Source organism: Acinetobacter sp. 24-47-62 (assembly GCF_056779765.1).
This window is the reverse complement of the sequence record NZ_JBWYIN010000005.1, coordinates 133,796-155,767: the sequence shown is the minus strand read 5'-3', so window position 1 is coordinate 155,767 and position 21,972 is coordinate 133,796. Positions and strand designations below refer to the sequence as shown.

At 38.5% G+C, this 21,972-nt stretch carries 18 protein-coding genes and 1 tRNA gene; 13 read left to right on the top strand and 6 right to left on the bottom strand.

The genetic code is table 11. The annotated features are described in order from the left end of the window. The first annotated feature begins 160 nt into the window (after nucleotides 1–160). The 5 genes from AC1M87_RS05735 to AC1M87_RS05715 all read left to right on the top strand — a co-directional run bounded on the left by AC1M87_RS05735 (nucleotide 161) and on the right by AC1M87_RS05715 (nucleotide 5,340). Nucleotides 161–1,084, top strand: coding sequence for a diacylglycerol/lipid kinase family protein (locus AC1M87_RS05735; RefSeq protein WP_180028129.1), 924 nt, complete (start codon nucleotides 161–163; stop codon nucleotides 1,082–1,084). Then, nucleotides 1,081–1,857 (top strand): metallophosphoesterase family protein, encoded by a 777-nt coding sequence (locus tag AC1M87_RS05730; protein ID WP_180028130.1) that lies wholly within the window; start codon nucleotides 1,081–1,083, stop codon nucleotides 1,855–1,857. The genes AC1M87_RS05735 and AC1M87_RS05730 overlap by 4 nt, the downstream gene beginning before the upstream one ends. Before the next feature lie 169 nt (nucleotides 1,858–2,026). Then, nucleotides 2,027–2,317, top strand: coding sequence for a co-chaperone GroES (locus AC1M87_RS05725; RefSeq protein WP_004810787.1), 291 nt, complete (start codon nucleotides 2,027–2,029; stop codon nucleotides 2,315–2,317). Nucleotides 2,318–2,386: 69 nt separating this feature from the next. Then, a complete protein-coding gene (gene groL / locus AC1M87_RS05720) occupies nucleotides 2,387–4,021 on the top strand; it encodes a chaperonin GroEL (protein ID WP_035266940.1) in 1,635 nt (544 codons plus the stop codon). Between the two features lie 149 nt (nucleotides 4,022–4,170). Further along, nucleotides 4,171–5,340, top strand: coding sequence for a LuxR C-terminal-related transcriptional regulator (locus AC1M87_RS05715; RefSeq protein ID WP_481593188.1), 1,170 nt, complete (start codon nucleotides 4,171–4,173; stop codon nucleotides 5,338–5,340). A gap of 35 nt (nucleotides 5,341–5,375) precedes the next feature. Here AC1M87_RS05715 and AC1M87_RS05710 read toward each other — a convergent pair whose 3' ends face one another. Continuing rightward, the gene (locus AC1M87_RS05710) at nucleotides 5,376–6,605 is read right to left on the bottom strand and encodes a hypothetical protein (protein ID WP_481593187.1); all 1,230 of its coding nucleotides are present in this window, start codon (nucleotides 6,603–6,605) and stop codon (nucleotides 5,376–5,378) included. Nucleotides 6,606–6,934: 329 nt separating this feature from the next. On the opposite strand from AC1M87_RS05710, the gene AC1M87_RS05705 reads away from it, so the two are divergent. The 3 genes from AC1M87_RS05705 to AC1M87_RS05695 all read left to right on the top strand — a co-directional run bounded on the left by AC1M87_RS05705 (nucleotide 6,935) and on the right by AC1M87_RS05695 (nucleotide 12,154). Next, nucleotides 6,935–10,042, top strand: a complete 3,108-nt coding sequence (locus tag AC1M87_RS05705; RefSeq protein ID WP_481593186.1) for a multidrug efflux RND transporter permease subunit — start codon at nucleotides 6,935–6,937, stop codon at nucleotides 10,040–10,042. 158 nt (nucleotides 10,043–10,200) lie between these two features. Beyond that, nucleotides 10,201–11,538 (top strand): magnesium transporter, encoded by a 1,338-nt coding sequence (gene mgtE, locus AC1M87_RS05700; RefSeq protein ID WP_481593205.1) that lies wholly within the window; start codon nucleotides 10,201–10,203, stop codon nucleotides 11,536–11,538. 40 nt (nucleotides 11,539–11,578) lie between these two features. Further along, nucleotides 11,579–12,154 (top strand): DUF4112 domain-containing protein, encoded by a 576-nt coding sequence (locus AC1M87_RS05695; protein WP_035266953.1) that lies wholly within the window; start codon nucleotides 11,579–11,581, stop codon nucleotides 12,152–12,154. A 60-nt stretch (nucleotides 12,155–12,214) separates the two neighbouring features. On the opposite strand, the gene htpX is transcribed toward AC1M87_RS05695, so the two are convergent. Both htpX and AC1M87_RS05685 read right to left on the bottom strand, forming a co-directional pair. Further along, on the bottom strand, nucleotides 12,215–13,120 hold the full coding sequence (gene htpX / locus AC1M87_RS05690; RefSeq protein WP_035266954.1) for a protease HtpX: 906 nt from the start codon (nucleotides 13,118–13,120) through the stop codon (nucleotides 12,215–12,217). A 124-nt stretch (nucleotides 13,121–13,244) separates the two neighbouring features. Next, nucleotides 13,245–14,102, bottom strand: a complete 858-nt coding sequence (locus AC1M87_RS05685) for a lytic transglycosylase domain-containing protein (protein WP_416224308.1) — start codon at nucleotides 14,100–14,102, stop codon at nucleotides 13,245–13,247. Nucleotides 14,103–14,616: 514 nt separating this feature from the next. Between AC1M87_RS05685 and ttcA the strand changes: the two genes are divergently transcribed. Together ttcA and AC1M87_RS05675 are read left to right on the top strand one after the other, a co-directional pair. Beyond that, nucleotides 14,617–15,540: a tRNA 2-thiocytidine(32) synthetase TtcA gene (gene ttcA, locus AC1M87_RS05680; RefSeq protein WP_481593185.1), complete on the top strand. Its 924-nt coding sequence runs from the start codon at nucleotides 14,617–14,619 to the stop codon at nucleotides 15,538–15,540. Between the two features lie 340 nt (nucleotides 15,541–15,880). Then, on the top strand, nucleotides 15,881–16,264 hold the full coding sequence (locus AC1M87_RS05675) for an SCP2 sterol-binding domain-containing protein (RefSeq protein WP_092765941.1): 384 nt from the start codon (nucleotides 15,881–15,883) through the stop codon (nucleotides 16,262–16,264). A 47-nt stretch (nucleotides 16,265–16,311) separates the two neighbouring features. Here the strand turns inward: AC1M87_RS05675 and AC1M87_RS05670 are convergent, their stop codons facing one another. Continuing rightward, nucleotides 16,312–17,427, bottom strand: coding sequence for a transglycosylase SLT domain-containing protein (locus AC1M87_RS05670; RefSeq protein ID WP_481593184.1), 1,116 nt, complete (start codon nucleotides 17,425–17,427; stop codon nucleotides 16,312–16,314). Between the two features lie 367 nt (nucleotides 17,428–17,794). Here AC1M87_RS05670 and greB point away from each other — a divergent pair, with 367 nt between their 5' ends. Together greB and AC1M87_RS05660 are read left to right on the top strand one after the other, a co-directional pair. Next, nucleotides 17,795–18,289: a transcription elongation factor GreB gene (gene greB, locus AC1M87_RS05665; protein WP_092765943.1), complete on the top strand. Its 495-nt coding sequence runs from the start codon at nucleotides 17,795–17,797 to the stop codon at nucleotides 18,287–18,289. 90 nt (nucleotides 18,290–18,379) lie between these two features. Then, a tRNA-Ser gene (locus AC1M87_RS05660) sits at nucleotides 18,380–18,469 on the top strand. Between the two features lie 141 nt (nucleotides 18,470–18,610). On the opposite strand, the gene AC1M87_RS05655 is transcribed toward AC1M87_RS05660, so the two are convergent. Together AC1M87_RS05655 and AC1M87_RS05650 are read right to left on the bottom strand one after the other, a co-directional pair. Continuing rightward, the gene (locus AC1M87_RS05655; protein ID WP_481593183.1) at nucleotides 18,611–19,309 is read right to left on the bottom strand and encodes a pirin family protein; all 699 of its coding nucleotides are present in this window, start codon (nucleotides 19,307–19,309) and stop codon (nucleotides 18,611–18,613) included. A gap of 148 nt (nucleotides 19,310–19,457) precedes the next feature. Beyond that, nucleotides 19,458–20,687 (bottom strand): L,D-transpeptidase family protein, encoded by a 1,230-nt coding sequence (locus AC1M87_RS05650; RefSeq protein ID WP_035266970.1) that lies wholly within the window; start codon nucleotides 20,685–20,687, stop codon nucleotides 19,458–19,460. A gap of 205 nt (nucleotides 20,688–20,892) precedes the next feature. Here AC1M87_RS05650 and hemE point away from each other — a divergent pair, with 205 nt between their 5' ends. Then, entirely contained in the window at nucleotides 20,893–21,966 is a 1,074-nt protein-coding gene (gene hemE / locus AC1M87_RS05645) for a uroporphyrinogen decarboxylase (protein WP_481593182.1), read from the top strand. Nucleotides 21,967–21,972: the final 6 nt, after the last annotated feature.

Here is a 21,972-nt window from a genome sequence, read left to right as displayed (position 1 = left end):
GTTAAAATATTTATTTAAAATAAAAACTTAATTAAATTATGAGATCAATTCTCATCATCGAAAAATTAAATGAACATCATTTAAAAATTACATAAATTGGCTTTTAATTGAGTAGTAAATAGACGAAATTTTAAAGTAATTCAATTTTTAAAGCCATAAAATGAATTCAATGCTTAAGCCTTTGTCTATGATTTTTAATGAAAAATCTGGATTCCATGCCACCAATAATGATCAAATTTATGAGCAACTCATGCATTACTGGACAGATCTAGGTTTTGAAATACAAGTTTTTGATATTGCATCAGAAATGAGTGTTCAAGCACTCATTGAAAAAGTTCATCTTCGACATTTAAATCACGATAATCAGGGGGTGATTGTGGTTGCTGGCGGGGATGGAACGTTAAATTCTGTGGCTAATTATTTATTACATCAAACCATCCCTTTGGTAATTTTACCTTTAGGGACATTCAATTATGTTGCACGGGTTTTGAATATTCCTTTAGATATTCTCGAAGCTGCAAAACTGGTGGTTGAAGGTAAGCCTAAAGCGGTACATGTGGCAAAAATTAATGATGCCATTTATCTAAATAATGCGAGTTTGGGTCTTTATCCATTGTTTATTAAAAAAAGAGAGTTATATAACCAAAAACTAGGGCGTCTACCATTACATGCCTATACTTCTGGCTTAGATGTGTTGATTCGTGATCGTAAAGAATTAAAGTTAGAAATTGAGGTGGATGGTGTGAATTATGCAGTTAAAACTCCTTTATTATTTTTAGGCAATAACCAACTTCAATTAAAAGAAATGAACCTCAATATCGCTAAAACGGCAGAAGAGGGTCGGGTTGCGGGAGTTGTACTTGCTCGCACGGATAAGCTGAGTATTTTTAAAACACTCATCCAACTCATTCGTGGAAAATTAGATCAGGCAGCAGACGTATATAGTTTTAGTGCGGATCATGTGCGAATACGTTCTCATCAAAAAAAAATGACAGTAGCAATCGATGGAGAAATTATTCAACTGGATTCACCATTAGATATTCATGTTGAAAGAAATGCACTGACCTTAATGGTGCCACAATGATTTTACATTTGTCTGATTTGCATTTTGGAACTGAGCAACAAGACTGTTTAGATGCAATTGCTCACTTTGTTGCAGAACATTTGATCGAAGCTGTTGTGGTCAGTGGTGATCTCACTCAAAGGGCAAGATTTTCACAGTTTTATCACTGCAAAAAATTTCTAGAAGAACTTAATGTTCCTTATATTGTGATTCCGGGTAATCACGATATTCCTTTGTTTCATTTATGGCGCAGATTTTTAAGTCCGTTTCATCGGTATAAGTTGTTTTTTGGTGAAATGGAACAGACCTTAGAAACTGAGCATTTTTATATTATAGGAATCAATACAATTCATCCTAAGTACCATACGAAAGGTCGTATTACTGAGTTTCAAATTCAGGAAATTGATCAAAAAATGAAATTGGCTCCTCAAGATAAATTAAAAATTCTGCTTACGCATCAACCTTTCTATAGTGGTGATCACGGTATAAATATGTCTAAAGATCGTCCTAAAAATACTGAAAAAGCCCTAAAGACATGGGCAAGCTCAGGGTTGAATGCAATTCTACATGGTCATTTACATGTATCTGCTGTTTATGATCTGAATAAGATTTTCCAACTTAATGCTCAGCATCCAATATTGGATATTCATGCAGGTACCGCTACGTCACATCGTTTACATCATGACTTTTCTAATAGTTTTAATCTAATTGATGAAAAACTGAAGGTGCGTGAATATCGCTTTGATTCGAGATTCAAGAAATTTTATTTAGTTGCAAATCGGAATGAAGGCTAAATTATCGAAATGCCTAAAAAAAATACAAAAAATTAAATTTTTTTTCATTTTCCCCTTGAAGCAATTTTTTCCATCCCCACAAAAGTGACATCAAATAATTTTGGTGGTGATCTAAGGAAATTAAGATCACGACTATTAATCAAAAGACTTAGTCTGATGGAGTATTTTTATGAGCAACATTCGTCCATTACATGACCGTGTAGTAATTCGTCGTGTTGAAGAAGAAACAAAAACAGCTGGCGGCATTTTATTGCCAGGTTCTGCTGCAGAAAAGCCTGCTCAAGGTGAAATTATTGCAGTTGGTAATGGTCAGATCACTGACAATGGCGTTCGCGCTTTAGATGTAAAAGTAGGTGACAAGGTATTGTTTGGTACTTATGCAGGAACAACTGTGAAAGTAGATGGCGAAGAACTATTAATCATGAAAGAGTCAGATATTTTAGCTGTTTTAGAAGGCTAATTGATTCTTTTTAATACTACTCATTTAATCAATCAGATTTAGTAATTTTAATAATATTCGGAGTCAAATATGTCAGCTAAAGACGTTAAGTTTGGTGATTCAGCTCGCACAAAAATGATCGCAGGTGTGAATATCCTTGCAGATGCGGTTAAAGTTACACTTGGTCCTAAAGGCCGTAACGTTGTTATCGATCGTTCATTCGGTGCGCCACACATCACTAAAGATGGTGTTTCTGTAGCGAAAGAAATCACATTAAAAGACAAGTTTGAAAACATGGGTGCTCAACTTGTTCGTGAAGTTTCTTCTAAAACAAATGACATCGCAGGTGACGGTACTACAACGGCAACTGTTTTGGCTCAAGCAATTTTGAACGAAGGGATCAAGTCAGTAACTGCGGGTATGAACCCAATGGACTTGAAACGCGGTATTGATATTGCAGTTAAAGCTGTTGTTGCAGATATTAAAGCAACGGCTAAACCAGCATCTGATTCGAAAGCGATTGAACAAGTTGGTTCGATTTCTGCGAACTCTGATACGACCGTTGGTTCACTGATCGCTCAAGCGATGGAAAAAGTGGGTAAAGAAGGTGTAATCACTGTTGAAGAAGGTTCAGGCTTTGAAGATTCTCTAGATGTTGTAGAGGGTATGCAGTTTGACCGTGGTTATATTTCTCCATACTTCGCAAACAAACAAGATACATTGACTGCTGAATTGGAAAACCCATTTATCCTTCTTGTTGATAAGAAAGTAAGCAACATCCGTGAGTTGATTACTGTTCTTGAGGCAGTTGCGAAAACAGGTAAACCACTTCTAATCATCGCTGAAGATGTTGAAGGTGAAGCACTTGCAACGCTTGTTGTAAACAACATGCGTGGCATCATCAAAGTATGTGCTGTTAAAGCACCAGGCTTCGGTGATCGTCGTAAAGCAATGCTTCAAGATATCGCGATCTTAACTGGTGGTACTGTGATTTCTGAAGAAATCGGTATGCAGTTAGATCAAACAACACTTGAACATTTAGGTACTGCACACAAAGTAACTGTATCTAAAGAAAACACAGTGATTGTTGATGGTGCAGGCGATGCGAATCAAATTGCTGAGCGTGTTCAACAAATTCGTGCGCAAATTGAGGAATCAACTTCAGAATACGACAAAGAAAAACTTCAAGAGCGTGTTGCTAAATTAGCAGGCGGTGTAGCAGTGATCAAAATCGGTGCTGCAACTGAAGTTGAAATGAAAGAGAAGAAAGATCGTGTAGACGATGCTCTTCATGCAACTCGTGCTGCTGTTGAAGAAGGTGTTGTTGCGGGTGGTGGTGTTGCATTAGTACGTGCAGCTAAAGCACTTGACGGTGTAACGGGTATTAACGATGATCAAAACGTAGGTATCAACATCCTTCGTCGTGCGATTGAAGCGCCACTTCGTCAAATCGTATCTAACGCAGGTGATGAACCATCTGTAGTGATTAATGCAGTTAAAAATGGCGAAGGCAACTTCGGTTATAACGCTGCGACTGGTGAATACGGCGATATGCTAGAGATGGGTATCCTTGATCCAGCGAAAGTTACTCGTTCTGCACTTGAGCATGCTGCGTCTGTTGCGGGCTTAATGTTAACAACTGAGTGCATGATTACAGAGATCCCAGAAGATAAACCAGCTATGCCTGACATGGGCGGTATGGGTGGTATGGGCGGTATGATGTAATTCATCCCACAGCCTAAAAAATCCCCGCTTTAAGCGGGGATTTTTTTGTCATCTGTCTGATAAATATTTGAATACTATTGTAAATATTGAATAAAAGCCTAGTAGAGCGCTAATCTAATGGAACATTAACACCATGATTGGGGGTGATGATGTTAACTGTTCAAGAAAATCAAATCATAGAAGAAATTTATGAGGCTGCCTTAAAGCCACATCACTGGGAAAATGTTTTAAAACAGGTCGTGGAATTTACACAGAGTTCAACGGCGATCTTTACTTACTTTGATCAGCTTCGGCCCGAACAAAATTTTATTTACACCATTAATATCCCGATTGATGGAATTCAAAATTATCAAACGTATAACTTAGATGTCGTAGACATGCGTATTCACGGTCAGTTAATGAATACCTATGGATTAGAGCATGCCTATCAAATTGATTGTCGATCATATGCTGAAACAGATAATGAGGATTTGAAGAACTTTTATGAATATTGTTTAGTTCCTTCAAACATCTGTTATCTCAGTGGGGTATTGTTAGAGTATGGAAAATATAAATGGGGCGTGCTTGCGGTACATCGACCATCAGATGAAGCTGCTTATGATACTGCTGAATTACAAAGTTTAGAAAGACTCGCAAAACACTTTAGAAGAGCGATTCAAATTCATCGACAAATTAAGCTTCTTCAAAATGATAGAAGTAATTACACCGAAATTTTAGATAAGTTGAATGTGGGTGTGCTCGTCGTTCAATCTAATCTAGAAGTGAGATTTGTGAATCAGTATGCGAAGGATTGTTTGAATGATACGAGTATGATTGAAATAGATTTGCATAACAGATTAAAAATAATCGAGCCTTATAATGCTCAATTAAAAAAATTGGTGCAGAGCACATTCAAAAAGAATGAGTATTATTCATTAGAGAGGCATGATCAAGAAGAAGTTGGGGGTGCAATGCAGTTATATAGCGATCCACATCAATCTGCTTACTTAATCACAGTCTCACCACTTAAGGTGCTGTCAGATTCAATGATCTTAGACAATAATCAAGTTGCATTATTCTTATCAAAAATGCAGGATCGAAAACGCTTGTCTAAAATATTACTGAAGTCAACATTCCAACTGACAGCTCGAGAAATTGAAATTTGTCAGCATTTTATGGACGATCAGCATCTTGAAAATATTGCTTTGAAATGTGGGATTACGCTGAGTTCACTGCGGACATATCTGAAAACGATTTATCAGAAGTTAGGATGCTCCTCACAAGCTGAAATGATGCGGATTTTGATCGAATTTATTGATGCTTTTCAGCATATTGAATAATCCCCCTTTAACGAAGATGTTGAAGGGGGATAAAATTAATTCATTCTGGTCAGTGTAAATGTGCCTTCATCTGCTACGGTAAAGCTTAAACTTTGAGTAGAAATTTGTAATGGTAAGCCTAAATGCGCGTCTGTATTGGATAATCCAGCACAACCATTTGTATCAATGCTGAGGGGCGTGGTAACAAAGAGCTTGTTGTCGCGTAATTGATAACGACCATACTCAATACCAGGGCCACCACAAGGTCCGTCATATGGATCTGGTTGATCATCGCCAACAGCATCAACCATAATAAAAGTGTTATTAGAATTAAATACGAAAATTTGTTTACCACTTGAGGACTGCCATGCGCCTACAATTCCACTATTATTTCGAGGAACTCGCGTAAACTCTGCACTTTCATCAGGATTTTCAGCTTCAGAAATCTTAAGTATAGAACCATCAAAAGATAGTTTCATTGAACGCGATTCCCCATGATCGAGAAGTCCCCAATCTTCATTGGTATCAATCACAGGCGTAGTAATATTTATTGAAGAAGCGTATAAACTTCCACTTAGGGCATCTAGATTTATTTTGGCGTATTCCATGCCATTTGAAGAACTATTAGGCTCGTTCGGGATTGGTTCACCGAGCATATATTCGCCATTCTCTCCAATAAATAACACAATTTCAGACTCATCATTTTTTGCATACCATACGCCTTGAATATCTTTGAGCAGTGAGCTGCTAAAATGTTCTTTAGCTTGCTCTTCACTGACTACTATATTGGAGGCAATTTCAGGAATATTGATAATTTGACCTTGAAGTCGCTCTCTAAAATCACTTGTCGCATTGCTGAAATCAATCGATGTTGGCGAGAAATTTGAAACATCATCTGGGATTTGTATGGTCTCTTTATCCTCATCGATATCCAATGATTGTAAAAAAATCAGTAGATTGATAATTCTCTTGTTACGTTCATCTGCATTTAAATCTTCATTCACGAGTTCATTTGGTGTCACACGAGCTAAACCTTGTACGGTACCAATTTCGATATCACCAATTTTAAATGTAATGACATCTCCATCTCGATATTCAAACTCCCCATTTGCATTGGTCTTCTTCGCATTGTCATTATTGCCATTCACGATATATGTCGCACCTGCTACTGGGCTGTCAGTCAGTATTCCTATTTTAATCTGATCATCATTTTTTGCGGATTTATCCGAACCACCACAAGCTGCTAAACAGGTACTGAGCGCCAGTGTTAGAAGAGCTTTTTTCATCATTTCCCCCAAATCATTCGTATTGTTGTACCTCGAATATAGTTTTAAAAAATTGAATATGACTATCCTCAAATTGGGAGGGGGTGATGGCATTAATGCTGCGTAATTTTAGAAATTTTTTACTTTTGAGAAATTGCGCATATTTTTTTTTGAAAGATCAGATAAGCGGTTCATAGGTGAGGGCTTCATATTTTCTTCTTAATTCGATCAATGTTGATCGTTTCTGTTATTAGTTCTTGTTTTTTTATTCATAGTCACTGAATATCAATTAAATTTTTATATATTTTAATGAAAACACTTTCTAGAATTCTTTTGACGGCTTAACGACTATGTTATCTAAGTTCTTTATTGAACGACCTATTTTTGCTGGCGTACTTGCGATTATTGTCATGGCAATTGGTATATTTGCGGTGATGAGCTTACCGGTAGAACGCTATCCTGATATTGCTCCGCCAAGAATTACTGTATCAGCAACTTACACAGGAGCTGATGCCGAAACAGTTGAGGAAAGTGTCACACAGGTCATAGAACAACAAATTAAAGGAATTGATAACTTACTTTATTTTAGCTCTACCAGTAATGCATCTGGGAATAGTCGAATTAGTTTAAGTTTTGAAAACGGAACTGATCCAGACACAGCACAAGTCCAAGTTCAAAATAGCATTAATGGGGTGATCAATCGTTTGCCTGAAGACGTGCAGCGTCAAGGGGTCAATGTCTATAAATCCTTAGGTGACACCTTTATGGTGGTGGGGTTATATGACACTACGAACCAAAGTAATAATATTGCGTTGTCAGATTATTTGGCTGATCACATTGAACCAGAAATTGCGCGTGTAGAAGGTGTTGGTGAGGTTGATGTCTTTGGTTCTCAATATGCCATGCGTATTTGGCTAGATCCGAACTTATTGAAACAATATCAGTTGATGCCTAGTGATATTCGTGCCGCAATTGAAGCACAAAATACACAAGTTGCTGCAGGTGGAATCGGAGATTTACCGACAGTAGCAGACCAGTATCTTAATGCAAAAGTTACCGCTGGATCACGACTAAGAACAGTCGATGAATTTAAAAATATCATTGTCAAAGCGACCCCTGATGGAAGTTTTATTTATTTAAAAGATGTAGCACGCATTGAGTTAGGTGCTGAAAATTATCAAGCTTTTAATACCATTAATGGATCACCTTCAGCAGGCTTGGCTGTTTCAATGTCATCTGGTGCAAATGCTCTTGCAACCTCAGCTAAAATTAAAGAAGTACTTGAGGACATTAAGAAAAAACTTCCTGAAGGCTATCAAATTGTCTACCCACGAGATAACACGCCGTTTGTTCAAGAGTCCATTAAAGAAGTTGTAAAGACCTTAGTTGAAGCCATTATCTTGGTCGTGTTGGTCATGTTTATCTTTTTACAAAGCTGGCGCGCAACACTTATTCCAACGGTCACGGTTCCAATTGTTATTTTGGGCACTTTCGCCGTCTTATTTGCGCTCGGAATGACCATCAATACATTGACACTTTTTGCATTAGTTCTTGCGATTGGATTACTTGTAGATGATGCAATTGTGGTGGTCGAAAATGTCGAACGTTTGATGCATGAAAAGGGGCTATCTGCAAAGCAAGCGTCTATCTTATCTATGCAAGAGATGACGGGGGCTTTAATTGGAATTACAGTGGTGCTAACTGCAGTATTTATTCCGATGGCTTTTTTTACAGGATCGACAGGAGTTATATACCGTCAGTTTTCAATTACCTTGATTGCAGCCATGTCACTGTCATTGTTGGTCGCGTTAATTCTCACACCAGCATTGTGTGCGATTATTCTTAAACCTAAACAACAAGAAGCAAAATGGGCGACATGGTTTAATACAAAAATGGAATCATTACGATTGCATTATCTAAAGTGGGTTGAAAAAAGCCTGTCACTAAAATGGATCGTTTTAACCAGTTTTTCTGGGTTAATTGTGATTTTTGCTTTGTTTTATAAGTCGCTTCCAACCAGCTTTATTCCAAGTGAAGATCAAGGTTTTATCAGTGTCCAATTCAGTTTACCTGAAGGCGCACCTATGACAGAAAGTCAGCTTGTTGGTGAAAGTATTCGAGAGTATTTTCTTGAACAAGAAAAACAGAATGTTAGGTTGGTTCAAATTCGTTATGGACGAAATTTTTCAGGAACGGGTCAAAATTTAGGAACAGGATTTGTAGCATTACATCATTGGGATGATCGTCCAGGTGAGGCAAACTCTGCACAATCCATTCGTGAACGAGCGATGGAGTTCTTTAGAAAAGACAGTCGCGCTCGGATTATGGTGAGTTTGCCAGGTTCTGTAAGTGGTCTTGGCGATACAAACGGCATCGAGTTTTGGCTGCAAGATTTAAATGGACAAGGACGACAGTATTTAGAAGATCAATTTCAAGCGCTAGAACGACAGGCAATCAACTTCACGACTTTTGAAAATTTGGGCAAACGCTCTAATCCAGATAAAGCCAAATTGAAAGTGAATATCAATCAAAAATTAGTGATGGCGAATGGTCTTTCACAATCTGCGATTAATAGCACTTTGGCTGCAGCTTGGGGTGGTTCTTATGTGAACGACTTTATTGATCGCGGACGTATTAAACGCGTCATGATGCAGGGGGATGCCGAGTATCGTTCAAAGCCTGAAGATCTCAATTTGTGGTCTGTACGAAATAATCAAAATCAAATGATTTCATTTGGTAATTTTGCCACTGTGGATTGGGATGGAGGCCCTGATGTGGTGACTCGTTTCCAAGGTTATTCCGCGCTACAAATGGAAGCAGACACTGCAAAAAATGTGAGCAGTGGTGCTGCAATGCGTGATATCAAGTCTATGGTTGATCAATTGGACGGGGTTGGGCTAGCGTGGAGTGGATTATCGTTTCAAGAGCAACAATCGAGTACACAAGCCATTTGGCTTTATCTCATCTCTGTTGGCTTTATCTTTCTATGTTTAGCTGCCTTATATGAAAGTTGGTCGATACCTTCTGTTGTGATTGCTGCTATTCCATTGGGTATTGGCGGTAATATTATTTTTAGTTGGTTGGTCGGATTTCCAAACGATATTTACTTCCAAATTGCGTTACTTACGACGATTGGGTTGTCATGTAAAAATGCCATCTTAATTGTTGAATTTGCGGCAATGGCTCAGGAGCGTGGAGCTAACGCGATTGCTGCTGCTTTACAAGGTGCAAGTTTGCGCTTACGTCCAATTTTAATGACCTCGCTTGCTTTTGGTGCAGGGGTTATACCTTTGGTATTTGCTTCAGGTGCGGGTGCTGCCAGTCGTCAAGAAATTGGTGTCAGTGTCCTTGGTGGGGTAATTTTCGGCACAATTTTAGTTCTAGCCTTTATTCCCTTTATGTTTGTTATCGTTCGGAATATTTTTAAATATAAATCAAAATCAGCATCTGAAACTTAATGTGGTATCCGCAGTATAAAGAGTATGGTACTGCGGTTGATTTAATCCATTTTTAAATATCAGTTTTTGACAAGATCAATACGCACTAACATTTTCAATTAGTGTTAGCATGCCTTGCGTAATTCTAAACGATAATAAATGAAGCGATTATGGATCAAATTAAACAAGATCATAAAATTGAAGCATTACAACAAGCATTGATCAATTCTGATGTCGCTCAGATTGATCATATTGCGGATACGATTAATCCTGCAGATTTGGCTTTGTATTTACAGCAATTAGAAATTGATCAACAAATACAACTTATCCACCATTTAGAAAACGCAGCATATGTATTTGAGTTTTTGCCACTCAATCATCAAGTACAGTTGGTTAAAAAAATGGACGGTAAAAGTACAGTCCAGTTAATTCGTTCAATGCATTCAGATGCTCGAACTGATTTGTACAAAGCTTTACCGGATCAAATAAAAACATTTGTTTTTGCGAATTTAGATCGAGAAACAAAGCAGCAAGTTCAATCTTTGGCACTGTATGCTGAGGAAACGGCTGGTGCGATCATGACATCTGATTATGTCACTTTGCCATCAGACATCTCAATGCAACAAGCTTTAGAGATTTTGCGTCATTCCGCCAAAGATACTGAAACCTTATATCTGATCTATATTACCAATCAATTTCAGAAACTTGAGGGTGTAATTTCTCTTCGAGAAATTGTGCAAGCACCTTTGGATAAAACAGTCCAAGAAGTCATGACCACTGAGGTCATTTACGGACGGGTAGATGAGGATCAGGAATCAGTGGCAAAAAAATTAAGCCACTATGATTTTATCGCCTTACCCATTTTAGATCATGATGATCATCTACTCGGTATCGTCACTTATGATGATGCTATGGATGTATTCCAAGAAGAATTTACCGAGGACTTTTTGAAAAGTGGGGCGGTAGAGCTTAAAGAAAATATCAGTATTCGTTCAGCACCAATATTATTGTTATTTAGACAACGTGTTTTTTGGCTAGTGTTTCTGGTCTTTGGCAGCCTACTTTCGAGTATTGGGATCGCCCATTATGAAGACATCATTGCTGCGCATATTGTTTTGGTTTTCTTTTTACCGCTATTGGTTGGGAGTGGTGGTAACGCAGGCTCCCAATCTGCAACCTTGATGGTTCGAGCAATCGCAACTGGCGATGTAAAAGCCAAGGATTGGTTTGTGTTGCTTGGTCGTGAAGCGATGGTTGCTCTATGTTTGGGTACAACGATGGCTGCAGCTGTTTCAATTCTTGGCTATATCCGTGGAGATATGATGGTCGCTTTAGTGCTTGCGATCAGTATGATGGGTATTGTCATGATGGGCTGTCTGATCGGGATGAGTTTACCATTTGTACTCAATAAACTAGGACTCGATCCCGCAAGCGCATCTGCACCCTTGGTCACTTCAATATGTGATGCAACTGGTGTATTGGTCTATTTATTTATTGCTTCACAACTCTTATTCTAAGGCTATGACTGATGGAGTATCTTTGCAGGATGTTGCTTAAATGACAAATAAAAATAAATTAACCCAAGCTGAAGTCATCAAAATGGAACGCGATCTTGCCAAGTTCGCAAACATGATGGATTCCGTCGTAAGAATTCCATTCACTAAACAAGGGGTAGGGGCTGATGCAGCATTGAGTACGATTCCTGTGGCGGGTGACGTAGCTGGATTTGTACTTACGTGTTATGCAGTATTACAAGCTCGAAAAATCGGTGTGCCCCAATCTAAATTGAATGGCGTGCTTAAACTTGCTGTGATGGATGGTGTAGTAGGTTTAATCCCTGTTGCAGGTACACTCTTTGATGTGTTTATTCGACCGAGTCGCAAGGCTTTAGATGTGGTTCATGATCATATTCGTGAAGAGTATCAGATTCATTCAGACCATCATGTGGTACACCCATTTTTACATGAAAACTTAGAGCGTAAACAGCAGAACTCTGCCTTCTGGCGAAATCCTGTCGTGGCATGGATTTGGATTCATATTCCTGATTTACTGGGTCTTCTGTTTTTAATTATTTTTGGTGTTGCCTTATGGTTTGGTGTCACGTTCTTATGGCAATGGTTTCAATCTATTTAAAGTCTTATAGATTGAGTCCATTAAAAAAGCCTCCGTATGGAGGCTTTTTTTAGATGCCGATTAAGGACAATCAAGTTGTTGTAATGCTGCTACACGTTGCTCAATTGTTGGGTGTGTTTGGAAGAGTGCAGCAAGGCTGAATCCTTCTTCACGACCTGATGAAATTGAGAACGCTTTCATTTCTTTAGGCATTTGATCTGGCATTTCAGTTTCTGCTTGCAAGCGAAGTAATGCACTGATCATGGCTTGTTTACCTGCTAAACGCGCGCCAGCCTCATCAGCACGATATTCACGATAGCGAGAGAACCACATGACAATTGCCGAAGCAAGAATACCGAATACGATATCTAACACGATTGTAATGAGGAAATAGCTCCAGCCCGGTGCTTCACCTTCTTCTCGACCAAATACGTTGCGATCTACAAAGTCGCCGACGATACGCGCGAAGAACATCACAAACGCGTTGACTACACCTTGCACTAAAGCAAGGGTGACCATGTCACCATTTGCAACGTGACCAATTTCATGCGCCAACACTGCACGTAATTCATCTTTATTCATGCGTTCCAATAAGCCTGTTGAAACAGCGACTAAAGCATCGTTTTTGTTCCAACCAGTTGCGAAAGCATTTGATTGATAAGATGGGAAAATACCAACTTCTGGCATTTTAATACCAGCACGTTGAGAAAGTTGTGCCACTTCATTGAGTAACCATGCTTCCGCTTGGTTGCGTGGAGCATTGGGATCAATTAACTCTGTACCTGTGGTTTTCTTTGCAATCCACTTTGACATGAATAGGGAGATTAAAGAACCAACCATACCAAAGACAAAACAGATCACAAGTAAATTGCCAAGATTCAAGCCACCCGCGCCATGGTAACTACCGACACCGAAGAGTGACAAGATTATGCCAGCTACCACCAGTACCGCGAGGTTGGTCAGCAAAAACAAACCAATCCGCATCATCGAGAAAATCCTCTTATAAATAAAATTTAATAAGCTTTTTGAATTAAAAAACCTACGTCAAATATGCTTTCGAATAGGGAAAATTTCAAGAAAAAAATAAAAAATATAACGAAAAAAATTGAGATTAATTCGAAATATAGATCTTCGCTGATGCTGTGGCATTATTTGTAGAATATGAACCAGCTGGTGCGTCAGTAAAACTGCCATCAGCGGCCACAATAATTTGGCGAGGAGGTGACTTTGGTTTAGATGGTGCAGTCACTTGAGCTGATAAATTCTGATTGTTATAGCTCGGTGAACTTAACTTAGAAGATACCGATGCTGAATAACTATTGATTGGATTTGAGCCTACACCATTGGCGTATAAATTATTGTAACGACTGAGTACACGTCTGACATAGTCTTGAGTTTCACGAAAGGGCGGTATTCCACCATATTTAGCAACATTTCCTTCGCCAGCATTATAACCCGCTAATGCCAATTGCGTATTGCCATTAAAGCGTTTCAATAGCCAAGCCAAATATTTTGCACCAGCGAAAATATTTTGTTCAGGATCATATGCATTATTGACATTAAATCGTTGTGCAGTCGCAGGCATCAATTGCATAAGACCCTGAGCACCAACAGGGGAGCGTGCATGTATATTAAAACCAGACTCTGTGTGCATCACCGCTTTAATGAGTCCTTCAGAAATGCCGTGTCGTTGAGCTGCTTGGCGAATATAGCCATCAAAGGCATTTCGATTTTTACTATGGCTTGGGAGAACAGATGCTTCGTTGCTTCCCCAATTGCTGTAACTATGAATATTGCTATCTGGATAGTAGGTTTTCTTTTCAACTTTAAGATGGTTGTATTTGTTTTTGCGGTTGGTCAGTACGGTAGTGCCGTTTGAATCTTTCAGCTGATAGATTGTTTGACCTGCAGAAGCCTGTGGCGAGAATATTAGAAAATTCACACACCCAAATAACGCTATGACTTTTATTTTATTTGTAGTTTTCATCATTCGAACACTATTTTTGTCCCTAAATGATATGTGGGTGATTTTCTGCAATGGAGATGTCTCTCGACTATGTAATGTTTTTTAACAATTCGTTGTAAAAAAATCAAGTCTTAATTGTTGGCTTAATATCCAAAAAAATTATTTATTTTTATTTATAAACAACTGCTTGACACATATAAGTTATTGAATTTTAATAATATATAATAGTGGTTAAAAAATGATCAATCTAAGGGAAAGCACCATCTTATCTTGCCAAAACTTTGTCAACCCCTAAAAAGTCCACAATTTTATCCACAGGTTTTGTGGAAAACTGTGGAAAAGTCCAAAAGATAAGCAATTCGACTAAAAAATGAACCCAAGCGTCCATTTTAGATGTGTGAATAAGACAGTGTTATGAAAAAATAAAAATTAGATGTAAAAAACAGATTCTTTAGATGCGATTAAGCACTGAATCGGCTAAAATTGCGCAGTATTTTTTTTATGGTTAATGTCGTCTATGTACTCGCCAGTTGAATCCAACCAAGGATTTAATTTTAAGCCAGAGCCACCTACAAGTTCTGCATATTATCGTTTATTAAAAAAACTTCGTCGTCAAGTAGGTCATGCAATCCGTGACTACAAAATGATTGAGGATGGCGATAAGGTCATGGTATGTATTTCAGGTGGTAAAGATAGCTATACCATGCTGGACATTCTCCTGCAGTTTAAACGCATAGCACCAATCAATTTTGATGTTGTGGCTGTGAATCTTGATCAGAAACAACCAGGGTTCCCTGAGGATGTATTACCCCGTTATTTAGAAGAAAATAACATTCCGTACTACATCTTAGAAAAAGATACATATAGCATTACCAAAAAGCTTACACCTGAAGGTAAAACCTATTGTGCAGTGTGCTCACGCTTGCGCCGTGGTTCTTTATATGGTTTTGCTCAAGAAATTGGCGCGACCAAAGTTGCTTTAGGTCATCATCGTGATGATATTATGGCAACGTTCTTCTTGAACCTATTCCATGGCGGTAGTTTAAAGGCGATGCCACCAAAACTACTTTCATCGGATAAAAAGAATATTTTGATTCGTCCTTTGGCGTATGTTGAAGAGAAAGACATCATCAAATACGCTGAAATGCGCAAATTCCCAATTATTCCATGTAACTTGTGTGGTTCGCAGGAAAACTTACAGCGCGCAATCATCAATGATATGTTGCGTGAATGGGATAAAGCTCATCCAAAACGTTTACACAGCATTTTTGGCGCGTTACAGAATGTCTCGCCATCGCAATTGGCTGACCGAGATCTTTTCGATTTTGAAGCCTTAGATGGACAACGTGAAGTTGATTTTGATGTAACTTGTTCAACAGCCGAAGGGGACACACCAAATAAGCGTATTAGCATGATCAATCTCGGTTTTGCTGCTGAGTAATTCGTCTTAATAAAAAAAAGCACTTTTCGAAGTGCTTTTTTTATTTCTTAGATTTTTACATTTTAATGAAGGTGTTGAGTCGATTTACAAAATGATGTTTTTTGTCACTTTAGGTCGTAGTACCGATACAAAAAATCATTGACAAACTTGTGAAAAAATAAAGATTTGATGATATTTAGGCGATTAGTTTTATTTACAAAAAAAATCGAACGCAGAGTACAAAAAAACGTATCGCATTTGGAAAATATCATGCTATAACTCTCTCAAGCGTAAAGCTTCTACATGTTGTTATCTTGGATAGGTAACGCAATAAATTGAATAAATACATCGAGGAAAGAACATGCCTGCATTTTTAACTGATGATTGGTTTGCAAACGTTGAGAAACTTACAGCTGAAGCTGGTGATTTGAACTTACCACCATCATTAGCAAATCTAGCATTGAATCTTGTAGTAACAGGTAGCGAAGGAACGACTGAATTAGCGCTTGATAGCGGTAAGATCCAAAAAGGCGCTTCTGCGAATGCTAAAACAACTTTAAACTTAGATGCGGATACTTTACGCAAAGTATTCTTAGAGTTTGACATGGCTGCTGCTATGCAAGCATTTATGACTGGTAAAATCAAAGTTCAAGGCGATATGTCTCAATTGATGGCTTTACAAACAGCGAAGCCAAGCCAAGAACAAAAAGATTTGTTCAAAAAAGTTTTAGAGCAAACTACTTAAGACTTTTTAAACAAAAAAAAGCTTACCTTTAGGTAAGCTTTTTTTTGTTAAATACTCACCAAACTTGGTGTCGTTTTAATATGTTCTAAATAAGCACGAATACGAGTGACGTATTGGATCGCTTGCTTATAACGCGTATTGTGCGATTGATTACGGTAAAGAAAATCATATACCTGTATCCAATCATTCGGATTTTTTCCTTGGGCTTTTAGGCGCTTCATAATCGCATCTGTGGCACCTGGCCCCATATTGTAAGCCACGAGGGCATACCAATAACGATCATGTTTAGGAATATAATCATATTTCGACATCATCAGATCAAAATACTTCGCACCACCTGCAATACTTTGAGCAGGATCAACACGATTCGACACGCCCATTGCTTTTGCTGTGTTGTTGGTGAGCATCATGATGCCACGCACACCTGTAGGAGACACAGAATTCGGTTTTAAGAACGACTCTTGATAGCCTATCGCAGCGAGGAAGTGCCAATCTAAGTCGTATGTTTGGGCTGACTTTTTAAAGCTAGCTTTATAAATTGGCATACGTGTTTTCAGATTGCGCTGAATAGTATCCCAATCATCTTGTTTAACCACGTTGCGGTTGTAGAAAGATGCCATTTGACGGATAGCACCATTTTGCTTGCTTTGACAAACAAAACCGCTGGCAGTATCTGTTAAAGGATCAGCAGCATTTTTAAAAACCCAATTGATTTCTGGATTAAGCCCATTTTTGCGTAAGCTTTCAAGGTCACCACATGATGCGGAAAAACCTGAAAGATTCTTTTGCTCAATGGTCATGATCGATGCTGTGGTCACCGCGAAATGAGCTTTACCTTGCTGCACCATTTTCAAAGCGGCTTCATTACTTTGAACCGTTTTAAAATCGAGTTTTACATTTAAGTTTTGAGCGTAACTGCTCACCAAGTCATAGCCAAAACCATGTCTGAAGTTACCGTCTTTAAAAACCACGGTGGGATTTGACACGGCCACCACTGTAAGCTTGTTCGAATTTACAATGGAGTTGTATTGGTTGTCGGTCTTTGTTGCATTTAATGCATGAAATGGGATAAATGCTGTAGCGAGGACCATCGCTTTAAACGAGAGAGAAGAAGTTAGTGAATTAAGGCAAAGCCTCGATCCAGTGTTTGAACTACTGCGCATGTTGTCTCCGCTACAAGTAATTTATGCCCAAAAAAAGCAAAAAGCAGTACCGCCTTAAACTTTTATTTAAAGTTGATAAATTCAATTAGGGTGGGCGTCATGAACGTCATTCAAAATGACATGTGTGGGTGGATAAAATATTGAAGAAAAGATCTTCGTACAAAAAGTAATCAAGATAAAACATGGGCGCATATTAATGGTCAATTTTACTCATGTCAAATTTTGTACAAAAAAAAATAAAAAACATGGTTTTAAGATATTGATAAATAAAAAGAAAAAACTTTATAAAATTTTTCCATGTAGAAATGCGGTATAAAATGTTGCAATGTGTCGCTATAACGTAAGCAAAATACTCATTTTATCGCCTATGAAATCGAATTTAATTACCCGAAGTGGGCATGACAAATTGGTCGCAGAACTACAATATTTATGGCATGAGGAACGACCTGAAATCACCAAAAAAGTGAACTGGGCTGCCAGTTTAGGTGATCGTTCAGAAAATGCAGATTATCAATACAATAAACAAATTTTACGAAAAATAGACCGTCGTGTTCGTTACCTCGGTAAACGACTTGAAGAGTTGCGGATTATCGATTTTTCTCCTGAACAAGAGGGCAAAGTATATTTTGGCGCTTGGGTAGACATCGAGAACGAGGAAGGACAACTAAAGACGATTCGGATTGTGGGTGTAGATGAAATCTATGATCATCATCCTCAACATATTTCAATAGATTCACCTATGGCACGTGCAATGTTAGGTAAGCAAGTAGATGATGAATTTGAGGTACATACACCCTTGGGGAAAAAAACATGGTTTATTAATTCAATTCGCTATGAAAAGCTCGAAAATTCAGCAAAATAGTAATTTCTGATTTAAAAATAGGCAGGCGAGCAAAATTTCTTAGAAAAGTGTTTGCCAATTTTAAAAAATATTTATATGATAGCCGCCATTGGAAGCGTGGCAGAGCGGTTTAATGCACCGGTCTTGAAAACCGACGAGGGTGTGAGTCCTCCGTGAGTTCGAATCTCACCGCTTCCGCCAAATTTTTAAAAAGCCACTAATCATTAGTGGCTTTTTTTATTTTTTCATATTCGTGCGATATTAAGACTGATATTTACTGTTTTATTTAATTTTTTGAGCAAGTCATAAAAAAACCACCCTAAGGTGGTTTCTCTACAGCGTTTAAGCCACTTTTTCTGGAAGATCGAACCAAATCACACGAGCATCTTCTGATGCTTCAATCTGCGCTGGATCAATAAATGCAATAGCATCTCCAGCATTCACAGTGTGCTCTGCGAATTGAATTGAACCACTAATCACATGTAGATAGCTGACATGTTGTGTTGCAACAACTTCAAGTGAATGACCTTTCTCCAAAACAGCTGTTTTAACCTCCGCATTTTGGCGAATATGCATGGGTGCTTGTTCTGTCGGTCCACAAATCAGATGCCATTTGTTCGGTTGTTCAGCAGGATCGAGTTGAATTTGTTGGTAATTCGGCTCTGCATTGCGCTGATTTGGAATAATCCAGATTTGCAGTAAATGAACTGTTTCATCACCTTGGTTGATTTCACTGTGTTGAATGCCTGTACCAGCACTCATCAGTTGCCATTCACCAGCTTTGATATCACCGTGGTTACCCATACTATCTTTATGTGTAATCGCTCCCTGTAATACACAGGTGAGAATTTCCATATTGTCGTGTGGATGTGTACCGAAACCTTGATGACCAGCAATTAGATCATCATTAATGACACGGAGAGCACTGATGCCCATGTGGTTAGGGTCATACCAGTTCCCAAATGAGAAGCTGTGTTTGGATTCTAACCAACCCATTTTTACATGACCACGTGATTCACTGCGATGTAAATAAGCATTCATGATGATGCTCCTTTCATTATTCTTAAACATGATGTTATTTTAATAGTTTAAAATGAATAAGATAGTGGATTAGGACAACGTATCGTTCTAATTTTGAAACATAAAAAGGATAAAAAAGCCTGCTTGAAGCAGGCTTTTTAAAATTAGACTATTCTAAGAATTTTACTGTAACGCCAGAACGAACTTTATTACCCAAATCATTCGCATCCCAGTTGGTTAAGCGGATACAACCGTGTGAAGCTGTCTTTGAAATACTTGATGGATTAGGTGTGCCGTGAATACCGAACGATTTTTTGCTTAAACCGATCCAGATATTACCTACAGGGCCATTAGGACCAGGTGGTAATGAAAGTGGCTTCAAGTTTTTACCTTGTACAAAGTTACTTGGTGAATAGCTATACCAAGGGTTTTTCGCTACGCCAGTAATTTTGTATGTTCCTGTCGGTGATGGAGTGTCAGCACTACCGATAGTTGCTGGGAATGAACCAACCATTTGGTTTTGTTGGTTAAACAAATAAAGTTGTTTAGCGCCTTTATGTGCCACGATTAAATGAATATTTTCTGGAAGTTCATTGCGAATGTTGGTCACAATAAGCTTTTCACCGGCTTTCTTAAATGTCGCTTTAGGATTCAGTTTCTTGAGAAACTCTTCATCCATATGGAATTTTTCAGCCAGCATTTCACTTACACGAGTGTAATACAGACCTTTCATTTTCGCTTGTAAAGCATAGTCATGAGGAATTGAGGCTGCATAAGGACCTTTTAGGTCTGCTTCAGTAATCGTATATTCAACATAAGCAGGTTTACCAGCTTGGCGTGCAACTAGAGCATCCCAAGTCTCTTTCGTCAAAACACCTGTAGCCTTTAAGCCATTCATTTGCTGGAATGAAGCAATTGCTTTAAGTGTATTTTTTCCACTTGTACCGTCAATAGCACCTGGTGAAGCATGTGAATTATTTAACATTACATGTGCACGGGCATATACAGGGAATTGACCTTTGCCAATATTTTCATACCATTCAGCATTATTCAGACTGTCTAGCGTCCATGAATTTGCTGTAGCAGGTGCTGATGTAGATGGAGCTGGATTTGTCACTGCTGAAGATGCAGGTGCACTGCCAATGTCCGCAGTGCTATCTTCAGTTCTTTCTAGGTTTTGAAGCGTATCTGCAGCTTGATTTAGATCATTTTGCTCTTGCTGGCTAATTTGGGCTTCAGAGCTAGATTCTACCGCGAGAGGATCAATTGGATCTTGAATAGTATCTAAACTCGTTTTTGTAATTGGAGAAAGCGGTTGTTCAGCAGTACCAGAAGCAGCCAATGCAGTTCCAGACATAATACAACTTAAACTCAAAGCAAGAATTGAGCGAACGAACATGTAATTCAACCTTAAGAATTATTCATATTGATTTATAAAAACACGGATAAAGTATTGCAGAAAAAACACGGATATGCAGTATTTGTTTTGTTTAAATCAAATAAATTCCGATAGTCTCAATCTTTATTTTCATTCTAACTAAATACTTTAAAGTGCAGCTTTTTGGTATGATGAATGGAATTTCAATTTTGCATCGAGAAAGTAAATGACGACCTTAAAAAATGATCGTTTTCTGCGTGCCTTATTACGTGAACCTGTGGACTGCACGCCAGTTTGGATGATGCGTCAGGCTGGTCGATATTTACCTGAATATCGTGCGACACGCGCAACTGCGGGTGATTTTCTTTCTTTGTGCAAAAATAATGACTTTGCTTGTGAAGTGACTTTACAGCCGCTTCGTCGCTATGACTTAGATGCAGCCATTCTATTTTCAGATATTTTGACTGTTCCTGATGCTTTGGGCTTAGGACTATATTTTGAAGCAGGGGAAGGACCAAAATTTAAGAAAACAGTCCGTACTGAGCAGGATGTAGCCCAATTACCAAAAATTGATGCTAAATCGGACTTAGACTATGTCATGAATGCAGTGTCGACAATCCGATCAGCATTAGGTGGCCAGGTACCGCTAATCGGGTTTTCTGGGAGTCCATGGACACTCGCGACGTATATGATCGAGGGTGGGTCTAGTAAAGATTTCCGTTACACCAAGCAAATGATGTATGCACAACCTGAAGTTTTACATGCCTTGTTAGATCATTTGGCTTATTCAGTCATAGATTATTTGAACGCACAGATTGAGGCAGGTGCGCAGGCGATTCAAATTTTTGACAGTTGGGGTGGTGCACTTGCACATCGAGAATATCAAGAATTTTCCCTCAATTATATGCACAAAATCGTGAAGGGTTTAAATCGTGAAAATGAAGGTCGCAAAGTACCAGTAATTTTATTTACCAAAGGTGGTGGTCAATGGTTAGAACCTATGATCGCAACTGGCGCAGATGCGTTTGGACTAGATTGGACAACCCCTTTAAATGTTGCACGTCAAACTGTTGCTGGTCGCGCTGCCCTACAAGGTAATTTAGACCCTGCAACATTATATGGCTCTCCTGCGAGTATCGAAAAGTCAGTAAAATTAATGCTCGATGATGCATATGCTGCTGGTGAAAAAACGGGTTATGTTGCAAACCTTGGACACGGTATCACCCAATGGGTAGATCCTGCGAATCCTAAAGTTTTCATTGATACGGTACATGAGTACAGCGCAAAATATTTAGGCTAAACATTT